This window comes from Sorangium sp. So ce296, from assembly GCF_051529605.1.
Classification (GTDB): Bacteria; Myxococcota_A; Polyangia; order Polyangiales; family Polyangiaceae; genus Sorangium; species Sorangium cellulosum_D.
In genome coordinates, this window is the sequence record NZ_CP150325.1 from 4,068,448 (window position 1) to 4,087,455 (window position 19,008).

The 19,008-nt window shown below is 73.3% G+C and carries 15 protein-coding genes; 5 read left to right on the top strand and 10 right to left on the bottom strand.

Annotated features, from left to right (window positions below; translation table 11 throughout):
• Positions 1 to 11 precede the first annotated feature (11 nt).
• On the bottom strand, positions 12 to 1,130 hold the full coding sequence (locus WME98_RS15255) for a cation diffusion facilitator family transporter (protein ID WP_437951944.1): 1,119 nt from the start codon (positions 1,128 to 1,130) through the stop codon (positions 12 to 14).
• Entirely contained in the window at positions 1,127 to 2,359 is a 1,233-nt protein-coding gene (locus tag WME98_RS15260; RefSeq protein ID WP_437936488.1) for an acetyl-CoA C-acetyltransferase, read from the bottom strand. Before WME98_RS15260 ends, WME98_RS15255 begins: the two co-directional genes overlap by 4 nt.
• A gap of 121 nt (positions 2,360 to 2,480) precedes the next feature.
• Here WME98_RS15260 and orn point away from each other — a divergent pair, with 121 nt between their 5' ends.
• Complete coding sequence (gene orn, locus WME98_RS15265; protein ID WP_437333950.1) at positions 2,481 to 3,044, top strand: oligoribonuclease; 564 nt, start codon at positions 2,481 to 2,483, stop codon at positions 3,042 to 3,044.
• A gap of 367 nt (positions 3,045 to 3,411) precedes the next feature.
• Here orn and WME98_RS15270 read toward each other — a convergent pair whose 3' ends face one another.
• From WME98_RS15270 to WME98_RS15280, 3 genes are all read right to left on the bottom strand, one after another.
• A complete protein-coding gene (locus WME98_RS15270; RefSeq protein WP_437951945.1) occupies positions 3,412 to 4,683 on the bottom strand; it encodes a serine/threonine protein kinase in 1,272 nt (423 codons plus the stop codon).
• Between the two features lie 268 nt (positions 4,684 to 4,951).
• A complete protein-coding gene (locus WME98_RS15275) occupies positions 4,952 to 5,404 on the bottom strand; it encodes a helix-turn-helix domain-containing protein (protein WP_061623626.1) in 453 nt (150 codons plus the stop codon).
• Positions 5,405 to 5,460: 56 nt separating this feature from the next.
• Positions 5,461 to 7,335, bottom strand: coding sequence for an ABC transporter ATP-binding protein (locus WME98_RS15280; protein ID WP_437951946.1), 1,875 nt, complete (start codon positions 7,333 to 7,335; stop codon positions 5,461 to 5,463).
• 303 nt (positions 7,336 to 7,638) lie between these two features.
• Between WME98_RS15280 and WME98_RS15285 the strand changes: the two genes are divergently transcribed.
• On the top strand, positions 7,639 to 8,016 hold the full coding sequence (locus WME98_RS15285; protein ID WP_437951947.1) for a hypothetical protein: 378 nt from the start codon (positions 7,639 to 7,641) through the stop codon (positions 8,014 to 8,016).
• Between the two features lie 725 nt (positions 8,017 to 8,741).
• On the top strand, positions 8,742 to 8,984 hold the full coding sequence (locus WME98_RS15290; RefSeq protein WP_061626082.1) for a hypothetical protein: 243 nt from the start codon (positions 8,742 to 8,744) through the stop codon (positions 8,982 to 8,984).
• 81 nt (positions 8,985 to 9,065) lie between these two features.
• Here WME98_RS15290 and WME98_RS15295 read toward each other — a convergent pair whose 3' ends face one another.
• Positions 9,066 to 10,298: a choice-of-anchor L domain-containing protein gene (locus WME98_RS15295; RefSeq protein WP_437951948.1), complete on the bottom strand. Its 1,233-nt coding sequence runs from the start codon at positions 10,296 to 10,298 to the stop codon at positions 9,066 to 9,068.
• Positions 10,299 to 10,989: 691 nt separating this feature from the next.
• Positions 10,990 to 12,723, bottom strand: coding sequence for an arginine--tRNA ligase (argS, locus tag WME98_RS15300; protein ID WP_437951949.1), 1,734 nt, complete (start codon positions 12,721 to 12,723; stop codon positions 10,990 to 10,992).
• A gap of 290 nt (positions 12,724 to 13,013) precedes the next feature.
• Here argS and WME98_RS15305 point away from each other — a divergent pair, with 290 nt between their 5' ends.
• Positions 13,014 to 15,137, top strand: a complete 2,124-nt coding sequence (locus WME98_RS15305) for a protein kinase domain-containing protein (protein WP_437951950.1) — start codon at positions 13,014 to 13,016, stop codon at positions 15,135 to 15,137.
• Positions 15,138 to 15,356: 219 nt separating this feature from the next.
• Entirely contained in the window at positions 15,357 to 15,665 is a 309-nt protein-coding gene (locus WME98_RS15310; RefSeq protein ID WP_061623993.1) for a hypothetical protein, read from the top strand.
• A 199-nt stretch (positions 15,666 to 15,864) separates the two neighbouring features.
• Here WME98_RS15310 and WME98_RS15315 read toward each other — a convergent pair whose 3' ends face one another.
• The 3 genes from WME98_RS15315 to WME98_RS15325 form a co-directional block, all read right to left on the bottom strand.
• The gene (locus tag WME98_RS15315; RefSeq protein WP_437951951.1) at positions 15,865 to 17,259 is read right to left on the bottom strand and encodes a GH1 family beta-glucosidase; all 1,395 of its coding nucleotides are present in this window, start codon (positions 17,257 to 17,259) and stop codon (positions 15,865 to 15,867) included.
• 45 nt (positions 17,260 to 17,304) lie between these two features.
• The gene (locus WME98_RS15320) at positions 17,305 to 17,484 is read right to left on the bottom strand and encodes a heavy-metal-associated domain-containing protein (protein WP_020740710.1); all 180 of its coding nucleotides are present in this window, start codon (positions 17,482 to 17,484) and stop codon (positions 17,305 to 17,307) included.
• A 200-nt stretch (positions 17,485 to 17,684) separates the two neighbouring features.
• A complete protein-coding gene (locus WME98_RS15325; protein WP_437951952.1) occupies positions 17,685 to 18,704 on the bottom strand; it encodes a hypothetical protein in 1,020 nt (339 codons plus the stop codon).
• Between the last annotated feature and the right edge of the window lie 304 nt (positions 18,705 to 19,008).

A 19,008-nucleotide genomic window follows, 5' to 3' on the forward strand; every position in this document is an offset into this window, starting at 1 on the left:
GCCGCGCTCGGCTACGCGCCGCTCGAGTCGCCGGCGGGACGGTCGCCGCGCGGCGACCCGGCGCCCGGGCGCCGGAGCGTCACGAGGCGCTCTTCGTGGAGCGGCTCGGGCTGGATCGTGCAGTGGTCGAGCGCGTGCCGCTCGCGCAGCCGCCGGCCCACGGCCGCGGCCACGTCCGTCCCGTGGTACCCCCTGGCGAGCACCACGTGCACCGTGAGCACGTTGAAGCCGTCGGAGATCGACCAGACGTGCAGGTCGTGGAAGTCGAGCACGCCGGGCACGCTCCGGATCGTGTCCTCGACGTGGGCGAGGTCGATCTCGATGGGGCTGCCCTCCATCAGCACGCGCGACGTGTCGCGCACGAGCCGCCAGCCGCCCCAGAGCACGAGCGTGCCGATGGCCACGCTGATCACCGGGTCGGCCCGGGTCCAGCCGAAGGCGAGGATGAGCACGCCGGCCACGATGGCGCCGACCGAGCCGAGCGCGTCCGACAGCACGTGCGCCAGCGCGGCCCGCGTGTTGATGTTGTGCCCGCGCTCGCCGGTCGAGAGCAGCAGCGCCGAGGCCACGTTCACGAGCAGCCCCAGCGAGGCGGTGATCGCGAGCGCCTCGGCGTGCACCGCCTGCGGCGCGCGCCACCTGTGGACCGCCTCGATGAAGATCCAGATCGCCGTCAGCGCGAGCGCGATGCCGTTGGCGAACGCCGCGAGCACCTCGGCGCGCCGGTAGCCGTACGTCCGCGCGCGCGTCCGCGCCTGCGCCGCGATGCGCTGCGCGATGATGGCGAGCCCGAGCGCCGCGGCGTCGGCGAGCATGTGCCCCGCGTCGGCCAGCAGGGCGAGGCTCTTCGACCACCACCCGACCGCCGCCTCGACGACCAGGAACGACGCCGTGAGCGCGAACGCCGCGACGAGCCGCCGGAGCGGCGCGTGCCGGTGGTCGTGATGGTGGTCGTGGTGCCGCGAGCCGCCGTGATCGTGATCGTGGTCGTGCTCATGGTCGTGGCCGGGCGCGCCGTGATGGTCGTGCGCGCGCGGCTCGCCGCGCGGAGCGTCGTCCCGGTGCGGGTGCTCATGGGCGCCGCTCCCATGATCGTCGGGCACCCCCATCGCGGCGCCGGCGCGGCTCACACCCGCTCGATGATGGTCGCCACGCCCATCCCTCCGCCGATGCACAGCGTGATCAGCGCGGTCGCCTTATCGGCGCGCTCGAGCTCGTCGAGCGCCGTGCCGATCAGGCACGCCCCGGTCGCGCCGAGCGGGTGCCCGAGCGCGATCGCGCCGCCGTTCACGTTGACGCGGTCGAGGTCGATGCCGAGCTTGCGCGCCGTCTGCAGCGGCACCGCGGCGAACGCCTCGTTGATCTCCCAGAGATCGACGTCGCGCGCCTGCATGCCCGCCTTCTTGAGCGCCCGCTCCGACGCCGGCGCCGGGGCCGTCAGCATGATCACCGGCTCCGCCCCGGCCGTCGCCATGGCGCGGAGCCGCGCCCGCGGCCTGAGCCCGTGCGCCTTCACGTAGTCGCCCGACGCGAGCAGCACCACCGCCGCGCCGTCCACGATGCCGCTCGAGTTGCCCGCCGTGTGGACGTGCTCGATCGACGCCACCTGCGGGTACCGCACGCGCGCGAGCTCGTCCACGGTCTCGCCGGCGGGGCCCATCGGGGTCGAGCCGAGGCCGGCGAACGCCGGCTCGAGCTTCGCGAGCGCCTCCATCGTGGCCCCGGCGCGCGGGTGCTCGTCGCGGTCGAGCAGCGGCTTTCCGTCGAGATCGACGACCGTGAACAGGCTCTTCGCGAACCGCCCCTCGCGCGCGGCCCGCTCGGCCTTGTGCTGGCTGTCCAGCGCGAAGCGGTCGACGTCCTCGCGCGAGAAGCCCTCGATCGTCGCGATGAGGTCCGCCGAGATGCCCTGCGGCACCATCGCCAGCTTCTTGCGGAGGGCGAGGTTGTTGCCGTCGAGGGGCGCGCCGTCCGAGCCCATCGGCACGCGCGACATGCTCTCGACGCCCCCGCCGACGGCGACCTCCTGCTGGCCGGACATGACGCCCATGGCCGCGAAGTTCACCGCCTGCGCGCCCGAGCCGCAGAAGCGGTTGACGGTCACGCCGGTCACGCCGTCCGGCCAGCCGGCCGCGAGGATGGCGGTGCGCGCGACGCACGCCCCCTGCTCGCCCGCCTGGGTCACGCACCCGACGACGACGTCCTCCACGTCGTCCTTGCGGATCCCGGTCCTCTCGGCGAGGCGGTTGAGCGTCTGCGCGAGGAGCTCCTGGGGGTGCACGCCCGAGAGCGCCCCCTTGCCTGCCTTGCCGCGCCCGCGCGGCGTGCGAACGGCATCCACGATGAAAACGTCTCGCATGACAGGCCTCCCGCGCTCGGTGTCCGGCCCTGCCTTAGCATACCACCCGTTCCCGGGGCAGCCCGCTCGCGCCGGGTCTCGGTGGCCCTGAACCGGCGCGGATCGGCTATGCTCGCCGCCGATGACGGACCGGTCGCAGCGCATGGTGTGGGTCGATCTCGAGATGACGGGGCTCGACGAGAGCTCGTGCGCGATCGTGGAGATCGCGACCATCGTCACGGAGCCCGATCTCACCGTCGTCGCCGAGGGGCCGTGCCTCGTCATCCACCAGCCCGAGGACGTCCTCGCGGGGATGAGCGACTTCGTCCGCGATCTCCACGAGCGCTCGGGGCTCCTCGCGCGCATCCGCGCCTCCACGCTCTCCGTCGGCGACGCGGAGTCCGAGACGCGCGCGTTCCTCGAGGCGCACTGCGACAAGGGCACGGCCGTGCTGTGCGGCAACTCGGTCTGGAAGGACCGCGCCTTCCTGCAGCGCTACATGCCGGACCTCCTCTCTTTCCTGCACTACCGCATCGTGGACGTCTCCACCCTCAAGGAGCTCGTGCGCCGCTGGTATCCGACGCGCGCCGCGCCGAAGAAGCGCGAGATCCACCGCGCGCTCGACGACATCCGCGAGTCGATCGAGGAGCTCCGGTGGTACCGGGCGAACGTGTTCCAGCCGCTCCCGGGCACCGGGACGCGCTGAGCGGCACGCCGACGCGAGGCGCGCTCGAGGGCGAGCCCCGAGCTCGCGGCAGCCCGCAAGCTCGCCTCCCCGCCCGGCGCTCCCCCCACGCGCTCAACCCCGGAGCGCGCTCCGTCCACCCCCCGTCCATCCCAGGGCAAGCCGCGCGCTCGACCCGGCGTCGAGGTCTGCTCCCTCGGGCGAAGACGCCGCGCTGCTGGCAACGAGAAGAAAAATGTCGGCGTCACGAGAAAAATAGATCGATCGAGGGAATGCATTTAGTAGGCTAGCCATGCGTCCAGGCCTCCGGCACGAGGTCTGCGGCGCGGACGCCCCGGCGGCCCCAATCCGCCGGGGTGTCGTTTGCCAGCGGGGCAGCGGGATCGCCTCAGAAGAGCTGGTCGCCGTACCACCGCTGATCGGGGCTGCGGCGGGCGTCCACGGCCGGGGTCGCGGCCATGGAGGCGGGCCCGGCGCGGCGCGTCGCCCGGCCCCTCAGGGTCGGCCTCTCGACGGCCGGGCTCACCGCCTCGGGCACGCTCGGGTCGCAGCTCACCGGCGGGGCCAGCGTCGCGCTGTGCTCCACATCGCTCACGTGCGCCGGAGGATCGGCCGGCCGCGGGGATGGCGCACCGCGGCGGGCGAAGTACCAGCTCAGCGGTACCGCGATGGCAGCGCTCGTCAGGGCGACGACCAGGAACACCCCGGCGGCCCGGAGGGCGCTGCGGCGCCGGGGCGCGGCGGCGACCTGGACCGAGGGGTGCCGCATCGCCTCGGGGGGGAGGGTGCCGGTGGGCAGCGTGTTGCGCGACGCCGGGGCGGGCGCGCTCCGCTCGGTGTCGGGCGGCGGCTCGGGCGGCCGCGGAGCCCCGCCGGCGAGGGGCGCCGAATCCGTGAGGAGCAGCGGCCGCACGGCGGTCATGAGCTCCTGGACGGTCTGGAAGCGCGCGTCCGGATCCTTGGCGAGCGCCCGCGAGAGCGCCTCGCGCACCTGGGGCGGCACGCCCTGGAGCGGCGGCGGCACCTCGTCGAGCGCGCACGCCTCCAGGTCGTCGCGCCCCTCGAACGGGCGCTGGCCCCCGAGGACGCAGTACAGCAGCATCCCGAGCCCGTAGACGTCCGTGCGCGGATCGATCGCGCGCGCGTCGAAGAGCTCCGGCGCCCGGTACCGCGCCGCGTCCGCCACGGGATCCGCGGGCGCCCCGAACAGCCGGTGCAGCCCGAACGCCCTCAGGACGGCGGCCCCCTGGCCGGTGATCACCACCGTATGCGGGCCGACATCCCCGTGCGCGAGGCCCAGCGCGTGCGCCGCGCCGAGCGTCCGCGCGACGTCGACCGCGAGCTCGTAGGCGACGGAGCGGAGCCGGGGCAGCAGATCCTCCACCGAGGGATCGTCGCTCGGCCGGGCGGCGATCCACCCGGTCGTGCCCTCCATGCCGCCGGCGATGACAGGCACGGTGCCGTGCATCGCCGGAGACAGCGAGAGGAGCCGATCGAGCTCGCCGCGGAACGCCTCCGGGTCGAGGGCGACATCCTCCTGGACATACAGCGTGACCTCGCGGCCGTCCGCGTCGAGCGCGCGGTAGGCCTCGGCCGGAGCCGGAGAGTCGAGGCTGGCGACGATGGTGTACCCGGCGAGCTCCTGGCCCAAGATCACCATGGGCCCTCCGCCGCGAGCCCCCCGAGGAGCGCGGCGGTTTCCACCCCTCCGCGCGGGAAGACAGCAGAGCGAAGCGCGATCTGCGATGTTCGATCAGCCCACGAAATTCTGTTCACTGCGTCGGACCTCCGGCACGAGGTTCGAGTCCATGACACCCCCGGACACGGCTCGGGGAACATCGGTTGGCGCGAGGGTAACAGAGGTCTCCTGCGCGCGGAAGCCGTCGCCCGGGCGGACCGGGGATCACGGAGCGAGCGAGACGGCGCGCTCACTTTCCGGAACGACGGCTCGACGGCGGGGTACGCCCTGAAACGGCGCGCTCCGGCGGGCGCGACTTGGGCGGAGCCGCCGCGCGAGAGCGCTCCGGATCCTCGCTGGCCAGGGCGAGCATTGCTTGCTTCCTGGGCGAATCGTCAGGCTCCATGAGCAGAAAGAGGATCGCGTTCTGGAGCGTCTCCTGCGCCTGGTCAAAGAGCTCTGCCACGACGGACGCGACCGGGCTGCGCCCGTCGCCGGGCAGGAGCAGGCGCGGATCGCACTGGAGCCCCTGCGCGATGAGGCCGAGCGCGCCGAGCCCGAGATCCCGCTCGCCGCGCTCCACCTGCCGCAGGTAGGTGGCCGAGAGCTGCGCCCGCTCGGCGAACTCCTGCATGCTGAGCCCGCGGAGCAACCGGAGGATGCGGATCGCCTGACCGACCTCCCTGGGGAGCGTGTCGCGCATGAGCGCGAGCCTAGCAGGCAGAGCTCGCCTGAGCCGCCGAGAAGGAGCCGGGCGCGCTACAGGTATCCTTCGGCCTGCAGCGCGAACATGCGGGCATAACGCTGGCCGCGGGCGACGAGCGCGTCGTGGGTGCCCTCCTCGACGATGCGCCCGCCGTCGAGGACGACGATGCGATCGGCCATGCGCACGGTCGGGAAGCGGTGCGAGATGACGATCGTCGTCCGCCCCTTGGACAGCGACCGGAACCGCTGGAAGACCGCGTGCTCGGCCTCGGCGTCGAGCGCCGCGGTCGGCTCGTCGAGCACGAGGATGTCGGCCTGCTCGCGCATGAACGCCCGCGCGAGCGCGATCTTCTGCCACTGCCCGCCGCTCAGCTCGACGCCGTCCTTGAACCAGCGCCCGAGCTGCGCGTCGAGGCCCCCCGGCACCGCGGTCACGACCTCGTCGGCGCCGCCCTCGGAGACCGCGCGCGCGATGCGCGGCTCGTCGCCGAGGTGATCGAGGCTGCCGAGCCCGACGTTCTCGCGCAGCGTGAGCTGGTATTGGTTGAAGTCCTGGAACACGACACCGATCCTCCGGCGGAGGTCGTCGAGATCCCAGGCGCGGAGATCCTTGCCGTCGAGCAGGATGCGCCCCTCGGTGGGCTCGTAAAGCCGCGTGAGCAGCTTGATGAACGTCGTCTTGCCGGCGCCGTTGTGCCCGACGAGCGCCAGGCTCTGCCCGCTCGGGATGTGGAGATCGATGCCCCGGAGCGCCCAGCGCGACTGGCCAGGATACCGGTAGCCCACGCTCTCGAACCGCACGCCCCTGTCGAGCGCGCGGTCGGCGGGCGCCGCGGGCGCGCGGTCGGCGGGCGCCGTGCGCGCGCGGTCGGTGGGCGTCGCGGGCGCGCCGCCGTTCGTCAACGCGGGCGCCTCGCCGGCCGGCAGCGCGGGCGGCGCGCTGGTCGGGATGCTCAAATACTGAAAGAGATTCGACATGTAGAGGTTGTGCTCGTACATGCCGCCGATGCCGCCGAGGACGGCCTGGAACGCCTGCTGGCCCTGCCGGAAGGCGGCGACGTAAAGGACCATCGCGCCGAGCGAGAGGCGCCCCGCGGCGGCGGAGGCCGCCATGGCGGCATAGCAGCCGTAGAACGCGGCGGTCCCGAGGAGCGACAGGGCATAGGACCACCCGGCGCGGCGGACGGCGAGGGCGCTGTCCTCCCGGTAAAACGACGCGGCGAGCGCCTTGTAGCGATCGAGGAACATCGGCCCGAGCCCGAAGAGCTTCACCTCCTTGGCGTGGCCGTCGTTGGCGAGCACGTACTCGAGGTAGTTGAGCCGGCGGGCCTCGGGAGAGCGCCAGTTGCGGAGGCGGAACGCCGCGCCGGAGAAGCGCGCCTCGGCGACCGTGGCGGGGACGGCCGCGAGCACGAGCGCGAGCACCGCGAAGCCGCTGAACCCGACGAGCAGAGCGGCGTACCCGGCGAGCGTGATCAGGTTCTGCACGAGGGAGAAGCTCTCGGTCACGACCGACGCGGGGCGCGACGACGCCTCGCGCCGCGCGCGGGTGAGCTGATCGTAGAACTCGGGGTCTTCGAAATGGCGGAGCTCCAGCGAGAGCGCCTTCCCGAGGATCATCGCGTGGATGTCGATGGAGAGCCGGGCGCCGAGCAGCTGTCGCGCCAGCGAGAGCCCGCGCTGCGCGAGCGCGAGCGCGGCGACGAGGCCGAGCTCGACCGAGACCCACACGAGCGCCGCGCGCTCCTCGCGGGCGACCACCGCGTCCATGATCGCCTTTCCCACGTAGGCGACCCCGAGCGGCAGCACCGCCGCCGCCAGCGTGAGCGCGGCGAGCGCGAGGCTGGCCGCCTTCGACGAGCGCCAGACGAGCTGGAGCGTGCGCGGGGTGTAGGCAAAGCTGTCCCGCAGGCGGGAGAGGCCGAGCATGAGGGCGGATTCTAACCACGCCGCCGCGCGCTGCCCGCGCAGGCGCCCCCGAGCGAGCGCGCAGGCGTGGGGAGGCCCGCGAGAGCGCGCGCAGGCGCGGGAGGGGCGCGCGCAGGCGTGGGAGGGGCGCGCGGCGCAGCGAGCTCCGCCGGCCTCGCCGGGGCGGGGACGCTCCCGGCGCGCGCTCGGCGGCGGCGCTCGCGCCTCAGGTCACCCGCGCCGCGGGGCACGCGCGCGGGCGGCCGCGGTGGCGGGCGCGCCCCGGGCGCGGTATCCCGGGGGCTCCGAACAAGGAGGCTGTGCATGTCGAGCATGTCCACTACGACGATAGGCTACGGAGCGTTGCTCACCGCGCTCGGCGTCGGCGGCTTCGCGGCCACGAGGGCGCCGACGGCGCTCATCCCTGCCGGCTTCGGGGTGGTCTCGATCGGGCTCGGCGTGCTCGCGCGTCAGGAGAAGTACCGCATGCACGCCATGCACGCGTCGGCGCTCGTCGGCGTCCTCGGCGTCGTCGGCTCCGCCCGCGGCCTGTCCCAGCTGCCGGCCCTGCTCTCGGGCGGCGACGTCGAGCGCCCGGCGGCCGTCATCGCGCAGTCCCTGATGGCCGTGCTCTCCGCGGGCTACGTCGCCCTCTGCGTGCGCTCCTTCGTCGCAGCGCGGCGCGCCCCCGCCCGCCCCTGAGCGCGGCGCGCCCCGCCCCTGAGCGCGGCGCGCCGCCCCCGAGCGCGCCGCCATCCGCCCGCCGAGCCAGGCGCCGTCGCAGAGCCCCTCTCACCCTCACTCCCCCAGCCGGGGCGCTTCGAGCGGTCCTGTCGGCCGCGCGCGCCATCGGAGCCATCGAGCGATGGGCTCCTGTCGAATCCGTAGAGAACGGCCGGCGCGGCGGCCCCCGCGCGCCGATGAGCTCCCTCCCCTCGCCTTACTCTGCACGTCCCATCTCCGTATGTCCCATCTCCGCGCGTCGGATCCGGGCCCCCGCGCCGCCGGAGAATCCCCTCATGTCGATTCTTTGACAATCTGGACCAGCAGTCCGGAATGCCAGAAATCCGCGCGTAAACGGCCAGATCGGTGCCCTTGCCGGCCGTGCTTGATGTACTGTCGTCGTTACCGGACCATCAACTACCAGAAGAGCGAGCACCATGCTTCGACGCGTCACTGCATTGGGGCTGACGGCGACTTTTTTCCTTTCGTGCGGGGAGGATGGTGCCGTCATGATGTGGGATTGCAACGAATGCCCCGAGGGGTGGACCTGCACCGAGAACACTTGTATCCCGCCGCATTGCAGCAATGGGATCAAGGATGGTCATGAAGGTGAGACCGACACCGACTGCGGCGGCTCGTGCGAGCCTTGCCGCTTAGGGGCCTCCTGCGAGACGGGAATCGACTGCAAGGAGGGCGTCTGTCGTTTGGGAGCGTGCCAGGCCCCGACGTGCGTGGACGGCGTGGCGAACGGCTTCGAGACCGGCGTCGACTGCGGCACGCGCTCGTGCCCGCTCTGCGCCGCGGGCGAGGGGTGCGTCGCCGGCGAGAACTGCGGGTCCGGCGTGTGCAGGGAGCGTGTCTGCCAGGAGCCGTCGTGCGACGACGGGGTCATGAACGGAAGCGAGCTCGACGTGGACTGCGGCGGGGAGTGCCGGAGCTGCCGGTAGCGCGAGGAGCGGGGCGAGGCGGCCGGAGGGCGCGCTTGCGGCGCGGCCAGGTGCGCGCGCGGCCGGGGAGCGCCTCCGGCTTCAGCGGGGATCGACGGCGGGCGTGGTCTCCACGCTCACGGTGCCGCCGGTCGCGATCCAGCGGAATCCGTCGATGAGCGCGGTGGAGTCGAAGCGATCGTCGCCGGTGTCGAAGAGGATGAACCGGAGCGAGATCTCCTCGCCGCCGCGCACCGGCGCCCGGGTCTTCAGCCACCGGGTGCCGCCGTCGCGGCGCGGGCTGAAGCCCGTCCCGACGAGCTCGCTCGAGCCGAGCGGACATCCGTCGCAGACATCGAAGAACGCGATATTGACGCTGACCGGCCTGCCCTCGCCGTCGAACGAGAGATTGCCGTTGTACGACCCGGGAGGCGCCGGCGTGGCCAGCGCGACGAATTGATCGTTGAAGTCCTCGCAGACCCACTCCGGATATTCGTACGTATAGAACTTGAAGAGGAACTCGTAGCCGGTCGCGTTCCGCGGGGCGCGGAGGACGACCTCGAGGCCGATGTCGTCGTTGATGAAGTCGGAGGGAGGGCAGTCGGGGTTGTCCTGGGGGAACCCGGGGGGCGCGGCGCCGGGGCCGTAGCTCGAGCAGCTCTCGGACCGGCAGGCGTCCGGGTGGTCCGGCAGGCGGGCGCGCCCCGTCGAGAGCGCGAGCAGGCGCGCGCCGCCCTGCGCGCGCACGTTGGGCCCGAACCCGTCGAAGAGGCCGACGGCGGGCGACCGCGCCGCGGGCGAGCCGTCCCCGCGGACGTACCTCGCGGAGAGCACGCCCCAGCGGCGGTCGTCGCGGGAGGCGAACGCGCAGAGGTCGATCGCCCGGGCGCCGTTCGCCGGGTCGAAGTCCTCGAGCGAGAGGCCGTCGTCGCAGGGGGGTGCGACGTTGTCGATGGCGCCGTCGCAGTCCTCGTCGGCGGGCGCGGGGATGTGGCCGCTCGCGTCGGGCTCGGTGACCTCGACCTCGATGGCGCCGGGGTTCACGTTGGCGTCGGCGTCGTTGCAGTCGCCGGCGGCGGGCGTGAAGCCGTCTCCGTCGCTGTCCGCGTTGGGGTCGGTGACGGGGCCGGCGCCGCCGCTGCCCGAGCCGGGCGCGCCGGGCGCATCGAGCCCGCCGGAGCCGTCCTCGCCGCCGGTGTCCGGGGGCTGCGCGGGCCGGTCGTCCGCGCCGCCCTGGGCGGGGGAGCCACCGACGGCCGAGCAGCCGAGCGCGACGAAGAGCGCCGTCATGGCGGCGACGCCAGGGACGGGGGGAGCGAGCTGACGATCAGTCATACTGCACTTTGCCATGGGGACAGGATCGAGCCCGGGCCTGCACGCACTCCGGATCGGATCGGGCGCCCACCGGACGGCCTCAGACGGCCTCAACCTCGGACGGCCTCGGACGGCCTCAACCTCGGACGGCCTCAACCTCGGACGGCCTCAACCTCGGTCGATTCGGCCCAACCTCGGCCGGGCGACCTCAACCTCGGTCGGGTCGGCCCAGCCCCGGCCGGGCGACCTCAACCCCGGTCGGGTCGGGGTCGGCCCAACCTCGGTCGGCTCGGCGTCAACCCCGGTCGGCTCGGCCGCAACCTCGGTCGGCTCGGCGTCAACCCCGGTCGGCTCGGCCGCAACCTCGGTCGGCTCGGGTCGGCCGCAACCTCGGTCGGCTCGGCTTCAGCCCAACCCCGGTCGGCTCGGCGTCAACCTCGGTCGGGTCGGCCGGGTCGGCCTCAACCCCGGTCAGGTCGGCCCAACCCCGGTCAGGTCGGCCTCAACCACGGTCGGGTCAACCTGCCGGTCGGGTTGGCCCAACCCCGGTCGCCTCGGTGGTGGCCCAATTTGCCCCGGAGTGATTCACATGAAGGCGGTAAGGCAGGAAGATCATTGATCTTTTCTTCCCGCCTTCCCGCCTTCATGTTCAAATCCGGTCACCCCCGGTCGGCTTCCCCCCGGCGGGTAACCCGCCCGCCCCCCGGGCGCGCTACATCCGCTCCGGGGCCTCGATCCCGAGCAGGCCGAGGCCCTTCGCCAGCACCTCCGCCGTGAGATCGCACAGCGCGAGCCGCGAGCGGCGCACCTCCTCGCTCTCGGCCCGGAGCACCGGACAGCGCTCGTAGAAGGTCGTGAACGACCCGGCGAGCTCGAACAGGTAACCGCACAGCCGATGCGGCTCGAGCGTGGCCGCCACGTCCTCGAGCACGGCGCCGAACCGGAGCAGCTCCAGCGCGAGCGCCCGCTCCGCCGGCTCGCCCACCGTGATCCCCACCCCGCGCGGCGACTCCACCCCCGCCTTCCGGAAGATCGACCGGATGCGCGCGTGCGCATACATCAGGTAGGGCGCCGTGTTCCCCTCGAACGCCAGCATGCGATCCCAGTCGAACACGTAATCCTTGATCCGATCGCTCGAGAGATCCGCATACTTCACCGCCCCCACGCCGACCGCCCGCGCCACCGCGCCCGCAGCCTCGGCGTCGAGCTCCGGGTTCTTCTCCCGCACCACCTTGGTCGCGCGCTCCACGGCCTCGTCGAGCAGATCCGACAGCTTCACGGTGTCGCCGCTCCTCGTCTTGAACATCTTCTTGTCGGCCCCGAGCACCGACCCGAACGCCACGTGCTCGGCCCGCGCCGGCGGCCTGAGCCAGCCCGCCTCCCGCGCCGTCGCGAAGACCATCGCGAAATGCTGGCTCTGCGGCGCGCCGACCACGTAGATGAGCCGCTGCGCGCCGACCGTCGTGAGCCGGTGACGGATCGCCGCCAGATCCGTCGTGGCGTAGCCGTAGCCCCCATCCTGCTTGCGCACGATGAGCGGCAGCGGCTCGCCGCCCTTGCCCGTGAAGCCCGCCGGAAAGACGCAGAGCGCCCCCTCGCTCTCGCGCGCCAGCCCCTTCTCGCCGAGCTCCGCGAGCACGTCGAGCAGCATCGGGTTGTAGAAGCTCTCGCCCGCGAAATCGGCCTCGGTCAGGGTCACGCCGAGCCGGCGGTAGACCGACTCGAAGTAGCGCGTCGACTCGCGCACCAGCTGCCGCCACAGCCCGAGCGTCTGCTCGTCCCCGCCCTGGAGCCGCACGACCCGCCGGCGAGAGCGCTCGGCGAACGCCGGATCCCCGTCGAATTTGGCGCGCGCCTGCCTGTAGAACGCGTCGAGATCGCCGACCGAGAGCTCCTGCGAGGCGGCCGCCTCGCCGAGATCGAGCATGTGCTCGATCAGCATGCCGAACGGCGTGCCCCAGTCGCCCAGGTGGTTCTGGCGGATCACCCGGTGGCCGAGCGCCTCGAGCACGCGCGCGAGCGCGTCGCCGATGATCGTGCTGCGCAGGTGGCCGACGTGCATCTCCTTCGCGGCGTTCGGGCCCGAGTAATCGACGATCACCGTCTCGGGCTGCGCCGCGGGCGCGATCCCGAGCCGCCCGCCGCTCGCCGTGTCGGCGAGCTCGCGCGTCAGGTAGGCGTCCTCGAGCGTCAGGTTCACGAACCCGGGGCCGGCGATCTCCACCTTCCGGCAAATCCCGCCGAGCTGCAGCGCCCCCACGATCGCCGCCGCGACCTCGCGCGGCGGCCTGCCCAGGCGCTTGCCGAGCGCCATCGCGGCGTTCGCCTGGTAATCGGCGTGGCTGGAGCGGCGCAGGGAGGGATCGGCTCCGGCGTGCTCGGCGCCGAACGCGGCGGTGATCGCCTCCTGGAAAGCGCGGGAAAGGACGTGGACGGGATCGGCCATGGCGCATCCTTGGCCCGGCCCCGCGGCCAATTCAATAGGAAGCCGGCGCTCCGTGGCCGAACAGCGCGCCGAACCGCGCGCCGAACCGCGCGCCGCCGCCCGCGGCGCGCGCCCCGGCGCGGCCGTCTCGGCCGGGCGCTCGCGCCGCCGCGCGCGGCAGCGCGGCGATTGCGCGGCGACCCGCGGATCCACCGAGGAAAACGGGCCTCCGTGCGCGCGCGCCGGCGCGGCGCGCGGCGGCGATCCCCCTTTGACAAAAATCGGGCTAGGCCGGACAGTTCACGCCTCCCGTGAGCGCCTCCCTGCCCCCTGCCCCCGGCGATCCGAAGCCCGCCGCGAGCGACGCGCCCGCGGAGAGCGCGGCCGCCCAGATGGTCGGGACGGTCATCTCGGACCGGTACCGGATCGTGGAGCTCGTCGCGACCGGCGGGATGGGCGCGGTCTACAAGGCCGAGCACCTGCTCCTGCGCAAGTGGCTGGCGGTGAAGATCCTCCTGCCCGCGGCGCAGGGCTCGCCGGAGCTCACCGCGCGCTTCGAGCGCGAGGCGATCGCGGGCGCGCACATCCAGCACCCGAACATCGCGTCGGCGACCGACTTCGGCACGCTCCCCGACGGCTCCCGGTTCCTCGTGCTGGAGCACGTCCGCGGGACGACGCTCGATCGCATCATCAAGAAGGGGCCGGTGCCCGCCCCGCGCGCCGCCGAGCTCGCGCGGCAGATCGCGGCGGCGCTCGCCGCGGCGCACGAGCGCGGGGTCATCCACCGCGATCTGAAGCCGCGCAACGTCATGGTCGAGCACGGCACCGACGCCGTGAAGCTCATCGACTTCGGGTTCGCGAAGGTCCCGCTGGAGCGCCTCGCCACGACGACCGCGCACGGCGGCGAGGAGCGGCCCGAGCCCATGCGCATCACGCTGAGCGGCATGGTCTTCGGCACGCTCGCGTACATGGCGCCGGAGGCGGCGCAGGGCATGGAGCACGTCGACGAGCGCTCCGACCTGTACGCCCTCGGGCTCATCCTCTACGAGATGCTCGCGGGCAAGCACCCGTTCGACTCGATCGTGCCCGTCGAGCTCTTCCGCGATCAATGCGAGACCGCGCCGCCGCCGCTCCGGCTGCGCGCTCCGGGCGTGGAGGTGCCGCGCGAGCTGGAGGCGCTCGTGATGCGCCTCCTGCGCAAGGACCCGGCGGCGCGCCCCGCCAGCGCGCGCGCGCTGCTCGCCGCGCTCGACGCCGCCGTGCCGCGGTCCGAGGCCCTCGGCCTCCTCCCGTGGAAAGAGCCGCTCTCGAGCGGGTCGTGGTCCCTCGGCGACCCGCTGCGCGCGCTCCAGGCCGCCACGCCGCCCGAGCCGCCGGCGCGGCAGGACCGAGCCGCGGCGCTCGAAGGCGCAGCGCGCGGCGGGGCCGCGGCCGCCGGCGGCGCCGCGATGGCGGCGTCCGGCGCGCCGCTCGCGGCGCGCGGGGACGAGGCGCGCGGGAACGAGGCCCACGAGGCGCGCGGAACGGCGGAGCGCCGGCCACGGCCGCGGAGGCGCGCCCGGGGCTGGCTCGTCGCGGTGGCCGCGCTGGTCGCCGCCGGCGTCGCGGGCGGCGCGGTGCTCCTCCGCCGCTTGCCCGCGGGCGCGCCGGCGGTCGCGGGCGCGCCGGCGCCGGCGGTCGCCGGCCCGGTGCTCCAGGAGGCGACCGCCGCCATGCACGCGCCGGCCGCCGCAGCGCCGGCCACCCGGGTGCCTGAGCCCCTCGGCGCGCCCCCGCCGGCCCCGTCCGCGGCGCCGACCGCGAGCGCCTCGGCCCCCGCGCCGGCCGGCTCCGGGGCGGCGTCGGCCGACGTCGCGGCGCTCGCCGGGCCGGCTCCGCTCGAGGGCGCGGAGCTCCCGGCCGAGCGGGAGCGCCTCGTGGGGGCGGTCCGGGCGAAGCGATGGGAGGACGCGGAGAGCGCGCTCTTCGTGCTGCTCGACAAGGATCGCGCCGCCTTCGAGCAGCGCGACGTGATGACGGCCGCGGCCGCCGTCGCGGTGAAGAGCTCGTACCGGCCCGACGGCCGCGCGGACCCGATCTTCGAGGCGCTGGAGAGCCGCCTCGGCCAGGAGGGCCTCGACATCGCCTACGAGATCGTGAGCGGCTACGGCGGCACGCAGGGCGGAAAGCGCGCGGCCGCGCTGCTCCGCCGCCCCGAGGTGCTGGAGCGCGCGAGCGCCCCGCTGCGCATCGCCGTGGAGCTGCGCGAGGCCCCCTGCCGGCGCAAGCAGGCGCTCTTCGAGCGGGCGGCGCTCGAGGGGGACGCGCGCGCGCTCGTGTTCCTCGAGATGCTCCGCTCGTCGCAGTGCCAGCCGCGCATCGGGCAATGCTGCTTCCACCACCACGCGGGGCTCGAGCGCGCGGTGCGCTCGCTGCGCGACCGGCTGCGCTACTGATCCGCTGCGCCGCTGCGCCCGCGCTGCGCCGCTGCGCCCGCGCTGCGCCGCTCCCCGAGGGCCCGTCCCGCCGCTCCCCGAGGGCCCGGGCTCCCGGCGGGACACGGGCCACCCCCGACGGCCGGGAGATGGGCTACGCTCGCGCCCGCGGTCCCGAGCGCTGAGCAGGCCCGAGCACGGCGGCGAACGGCGCGCGGACGACGAGAACAGGGAAGAGGAATGAGCGACAAGACAAATGAGGAGATCTACAGGGCCTACCTGCTGGCGTACGCGTGCAGCGGCGACACCTCGAAGGTCGCGGTGCTCCAGGACGCGCGCCCGCTGACCGCGACGGTCGCCGCCGCGCTCGCCCTCGCGGAGCGCGATCGCCAGGCGGGCGAGCCGCCGGACACGTGGGACTCGCTGACCGAGCGCCTGCAGGCCATGTTCGACGAGTTCGATCCGCACGGGTACGACCTGGCGACCGGAGACGACGAGGCGCTCGACGACGAAGACGAAGAGGACGGCGACGAGCCGATCGCCTCCTGAGTCCGCGCCGCCGCCGCCGCCGCGGCCGCGGGCTCCCCTCGCGACGCGCGGCCGGCGGTGGCCAGGCAAGGACGGGAAGGCGGTGAGCAGGAAGAAAGGATGAACGTTCTTCCTGCTTTACCGCTCTCCTGAAAGGCTCTCTCCGGAGGCACGTCACCAGGACCGGCGCCTCCCGGGGAGGCGCCGGGGAGCGGCCCGCTCAGCCCCCGAGGGTCGCGCCGTTCGAGGCGATGACCTCGCGATACCAGTGCGCCGAGTCCTTGAGCACGCGCTTGCCCGTCGGGTAGTCGACGAAGACGAGGCCGAAGCGGTGCTTGTAGCCGTGGGCCCACTCGAAGTTGTCCAGGATCGACCAGTGGAAATAGCCGTTCACGACGGCGCCCTCGGCGATGGCCCGGCGGAGCTCGATCAGGTGGCGCGCCATGAAGTCGATGCGCTGGGGGTCGTGCACCTTCCCGTCGAGCGAGATCCAGTCCCGGGTGGACAGGCCATTTTCGGTGATCACGATGGGGCGCTTGTAGCGCTCGTAAAAGAACCTCGGCCCCCAGTAGAGGCACTCGGGGGTGACGGACCACTCGAAGGCCGTGATCGGGTGTCCCACCGGGTGCGGCACGACCTCGGCGCCGCCGTTCGCCCCGGCGCGCACCGGGACTCCCCAGTAGACGTTCACGCCGCAGAACTCGACCGGCTGCGCGATGATCTCCATGTCGCCGCCCCGGATCTCGGGCAGCTCGCTCGCGAACAGGCGGAGCCCGTCCTCGGGGTACCTGCCGAAGAACACGGGATCCATCCACCACGTGTTGGTCCACGTGGTGCGGGCGCTGACCGACCACGTCGCCGCGCGCGCGGCCTCCAGATCCTCGGGTGACGCGCTGGCGGGGTATTTCACCTGCGCGACCGGCGCATAATAGACGTTGCACTTCCCCGGGCTCGCCGCGCGGATGGCCTGCACCGACTTGCCGTGCGCGAGCAGGACGTGGTGGCACACGCGCAGGATCTCGGCGAAGCGCAGCCGGTCCCCGGGCGCGTGGCGCCCCTCGTAGTGACCGGCGCCGGCGAACACCTGCGGTTCGTTGAGCGTCATCCAGTCCTTCACCCGATCGCCGAGCTTCTTGACCACGACGCCCGTGTACTCGGCGAACCAGTCGGCGCTGTCGCGGTTCAGCCAGCCGCCCTTGTGGTAGAGCGCGAGCGGGAAGTCCCAGTGGAACAGCGTGACGTGGGGCGCGACCCCCGCCTCGAGCAGCGCGTCCACCAGCCGATCGTAGAACGCGAGGCCGCGCTCGTTGACGGCGCCCGTGCCCTCCGGCAAGACGCGCGGCCACGAGATGCTGAGTCGGTAAGCGCGGAGGCCGATATCGCGCATGAGGGCGACGTCCTCCCGGTACCGGTGGTAGTGGTCGCACGCGACATCGCCGGTCTGGCCGTTCCAGATCGCGTCCGGCTTCTTGCAGAACATGTCCCACACGGACGGCCCCTTGCCGTCCTCGTCCGCGGCGCCCTCGATCTGGTACGACGCCGCCGCGGCGCCCCACAGGAACCCTTCCGGAAAGCCCTTTTCGCTCGGTGCCTCTTCGCTTGGTGATCGCGTCATGGTGGCCGCACCATACCAAACGCGGCCGAGCGCCGCACCGCGACGTCAGCCAGCCTCGCGCGCCTCGTAGCCCTCCTCGCGCACGGCCGCCACGAGCGCTTCGGCCGTCGCGCTCCCCTCGACGATCGCCTCTCCGCGCTCGAGGCTCACCTCGCACACCCGCGTGACGCCGGGGACCTTCGCGAGCGCCTTCGAGACCGCCCGAACGCAGTGGCCGCAGGACATTCCTTCGATAGCGAGTCTGCGCACCTCCCCCCTATGCCCCCACCAGGCACCAGCGTCAACGAAGCCGCGCAGCGTCAAGCAACCGCGCAGCGTCAAGCGGCCGCGCAGCGTCGAGCGGCCGCGCAGCGTCGAGCGGCCTTGAGGCGCCGAGCGACCTTGCAGCCCCGAGCGGCCCCGCTGCGTCGAGCGACCGCGCCGCGTCACCGCGGGCACTCCGGGCACGCCGGCCCGCCGCAGTCGACGCCGAGCTCGCCGCCGTTCCGCACGCCGTCGATGCACGTCGGCTCCTCGCACACGCTCGCCCAGCAGACGCCGGTCTCGCAGTCCGCGCCCGTCGCGCAGCCCTCGTCCGGCGGACACGGCGCCCACGGACCGCCGCAGTCGACGCCGGTCTCGGAGCCGTTCCGCACGCCGTCCGAGCTCGACGGCCTCTGGCACGTCTTCGGGTCCCCGAGGCACACCCCGGAGATGCAGTCCTGCGGGACGGAGCAGCGCGACCCGTCCTCGCACGGCCGCCTGCAGATGCCGCCGCAGTCCACGTCGGCCTCGTCCGGGTCGCGCCGCAGGTTGATGCAGTGGCTCGGCGCGCAGAAGCCCCCGCCGTGCTGCGCGCCCACGGTCGGGACGCAGATGCGCCGGCTCCCGCACTGGTCGTCCTCGACGATGCAGTCGAACGGCTGCGCCTCGTAGCAGATCTGGTCGACCGAGTAGAGATCCATGAGGCTGATCCCGTTGTCGAAAGGCACGTTGACAGGCCTGTTCTCCGCCGAGCAAACATCGGAGGTGCACAGGTTGCCGTCGTTGTAGAAGTCGGCCGGATCCGGCTTGGAGACGACCTTTCCCTCGTGCGTGCACTCCAGCTGCGCGCAGTCGCCGCGCACCTGGGAGGGCAGCGGGCCCGGGTAGATCTCCAGCTGGCACACCCGGTCCACGCACCGCCCGGCGCCGCAGCGCGGGTCCGGCGGCCCGGCGCACTTCGCGTCGTTGTCGCACGCCGTCCCGGCCGTCCCCGGCGCGCAGCTGAACCAGCCCTCCTGGCACTCGCTGCACGGCCTGCAGGCGAGAAAGCAGTCGGGCGCCGTGTCCTCGGGCGCGCAGCACAGCGTGTGCCCCTCCTGGACGCACGTGCACTCGTTGTCCGTGCACTCCGTGCCGGGCGCGTACTGGGTGTCCGACTCACAGTCGGCCGTCGATTCGCAGCGCCCTCCCATCTGGCTCATTCGCTCGCAGGAAGAAACCGCCACGGAGATGAGAAATATGGAGCTAACAACGGAATGCTTAAAGAACCTGATCATGCGTCCAGTCCTCCGGCACGAGGCCATGGCGCCGACACCCCGGCGGCCCCAATCCGCCGTGATGTCGCTTCCAACTCGCGACGATCCTACTCGGACCCGGCACAGGTCTGCCAGTCCTGACGACAGTTTTCGACACGTTCGATCAACCCGGCATCGAGACGCCGGCGCCGGCGTCAACGTGATTACGGGCGTGCGTCTCGTCCCATTTCGGATTCGGCTGCTCGCGGCG

Coding starts and splice junctions, on each gene's coding strand:
- argS (WP_437951949.1), bottom strand. CDS start 12,723: ATGGCCGATCCCGTCCACGTCCTTTCCCGCGCTTTCCAGGAGGCGATC.
- WME98_RS15325 (WP_437951952.1), bottom strand. CDS start 18,704: ATGAGCCAGATGGGAGGGCGCTGCGAATCGACGGCCGACTGTGAGTCG.
- WME98_RS15310 (WP_061623993.1), top strand. CDS start 15,357: ATGAGCGACAAGACAAATGAGGAGATCTACAGGGCCTACCTGCTGGCG.
- WME98_RS15260 (WP_437936488.1), bottom strand. CDS start 2,359: ATGCGAGACGTTTTCATCGTGGATGCCGTTCGCACGCCGCGCGGGCGC.
- WME98_RS15320 (WP_020740710.1), bottom strand. CDS start 17,484: ATGTCCTGCGGCCACTGCGTTCGGGCGGTCTCGAAGGCGCTCGCGAAG.
- WME98_RS15275 (WP_061623626.1), bottom strand. CDS start 5,404: ATGCGCGACACGCTCCCCAGGGAGGTCGGTCAGGCGATCCGCATCCTC.
- WME98_RS15315 (WP_437951951.1), bottom strand. CDS start 17,259: ATGACGCGATCACCAAGCGAAGAGGCACCGAGCGAAAAGGGCTTTCCG.
- WME98_RS15295 (WP_437951948.1), bottom strand. CDS start 10,298: ATGACTGATCGTCAGCTCGCTCCCCCCGTCCCTGGCGTCGCCGCCATG.
- WME98_RS15285 (WP_437951947.1), top strand. CDS start 7,639: ATGTCGAGCATGTCCACTACGACGATAGGCTACGGAGCGTTGCTCACC.
- orn (WP_437333950.1), top strand. CDS start 2,481: ATGACGGACCGGTCGCAGCGCATGGTGTGGGTCGATCTCGAGATGACG.
- WME98_RS15270 (WP_437951945.1), bottom strand. CDS start 4,683: ATGGTGATCTTGGGCCAGGAGCTCGCCGGGTACACCATCGTCGCCAGC.
- WME98_RS15280 (WP_437951946.1), bottom strand. CDS start 7,335: ATGCTCGGCCTCTCCCGCCTGCGGGACAGCTTTGCCTACACCCCGCGC.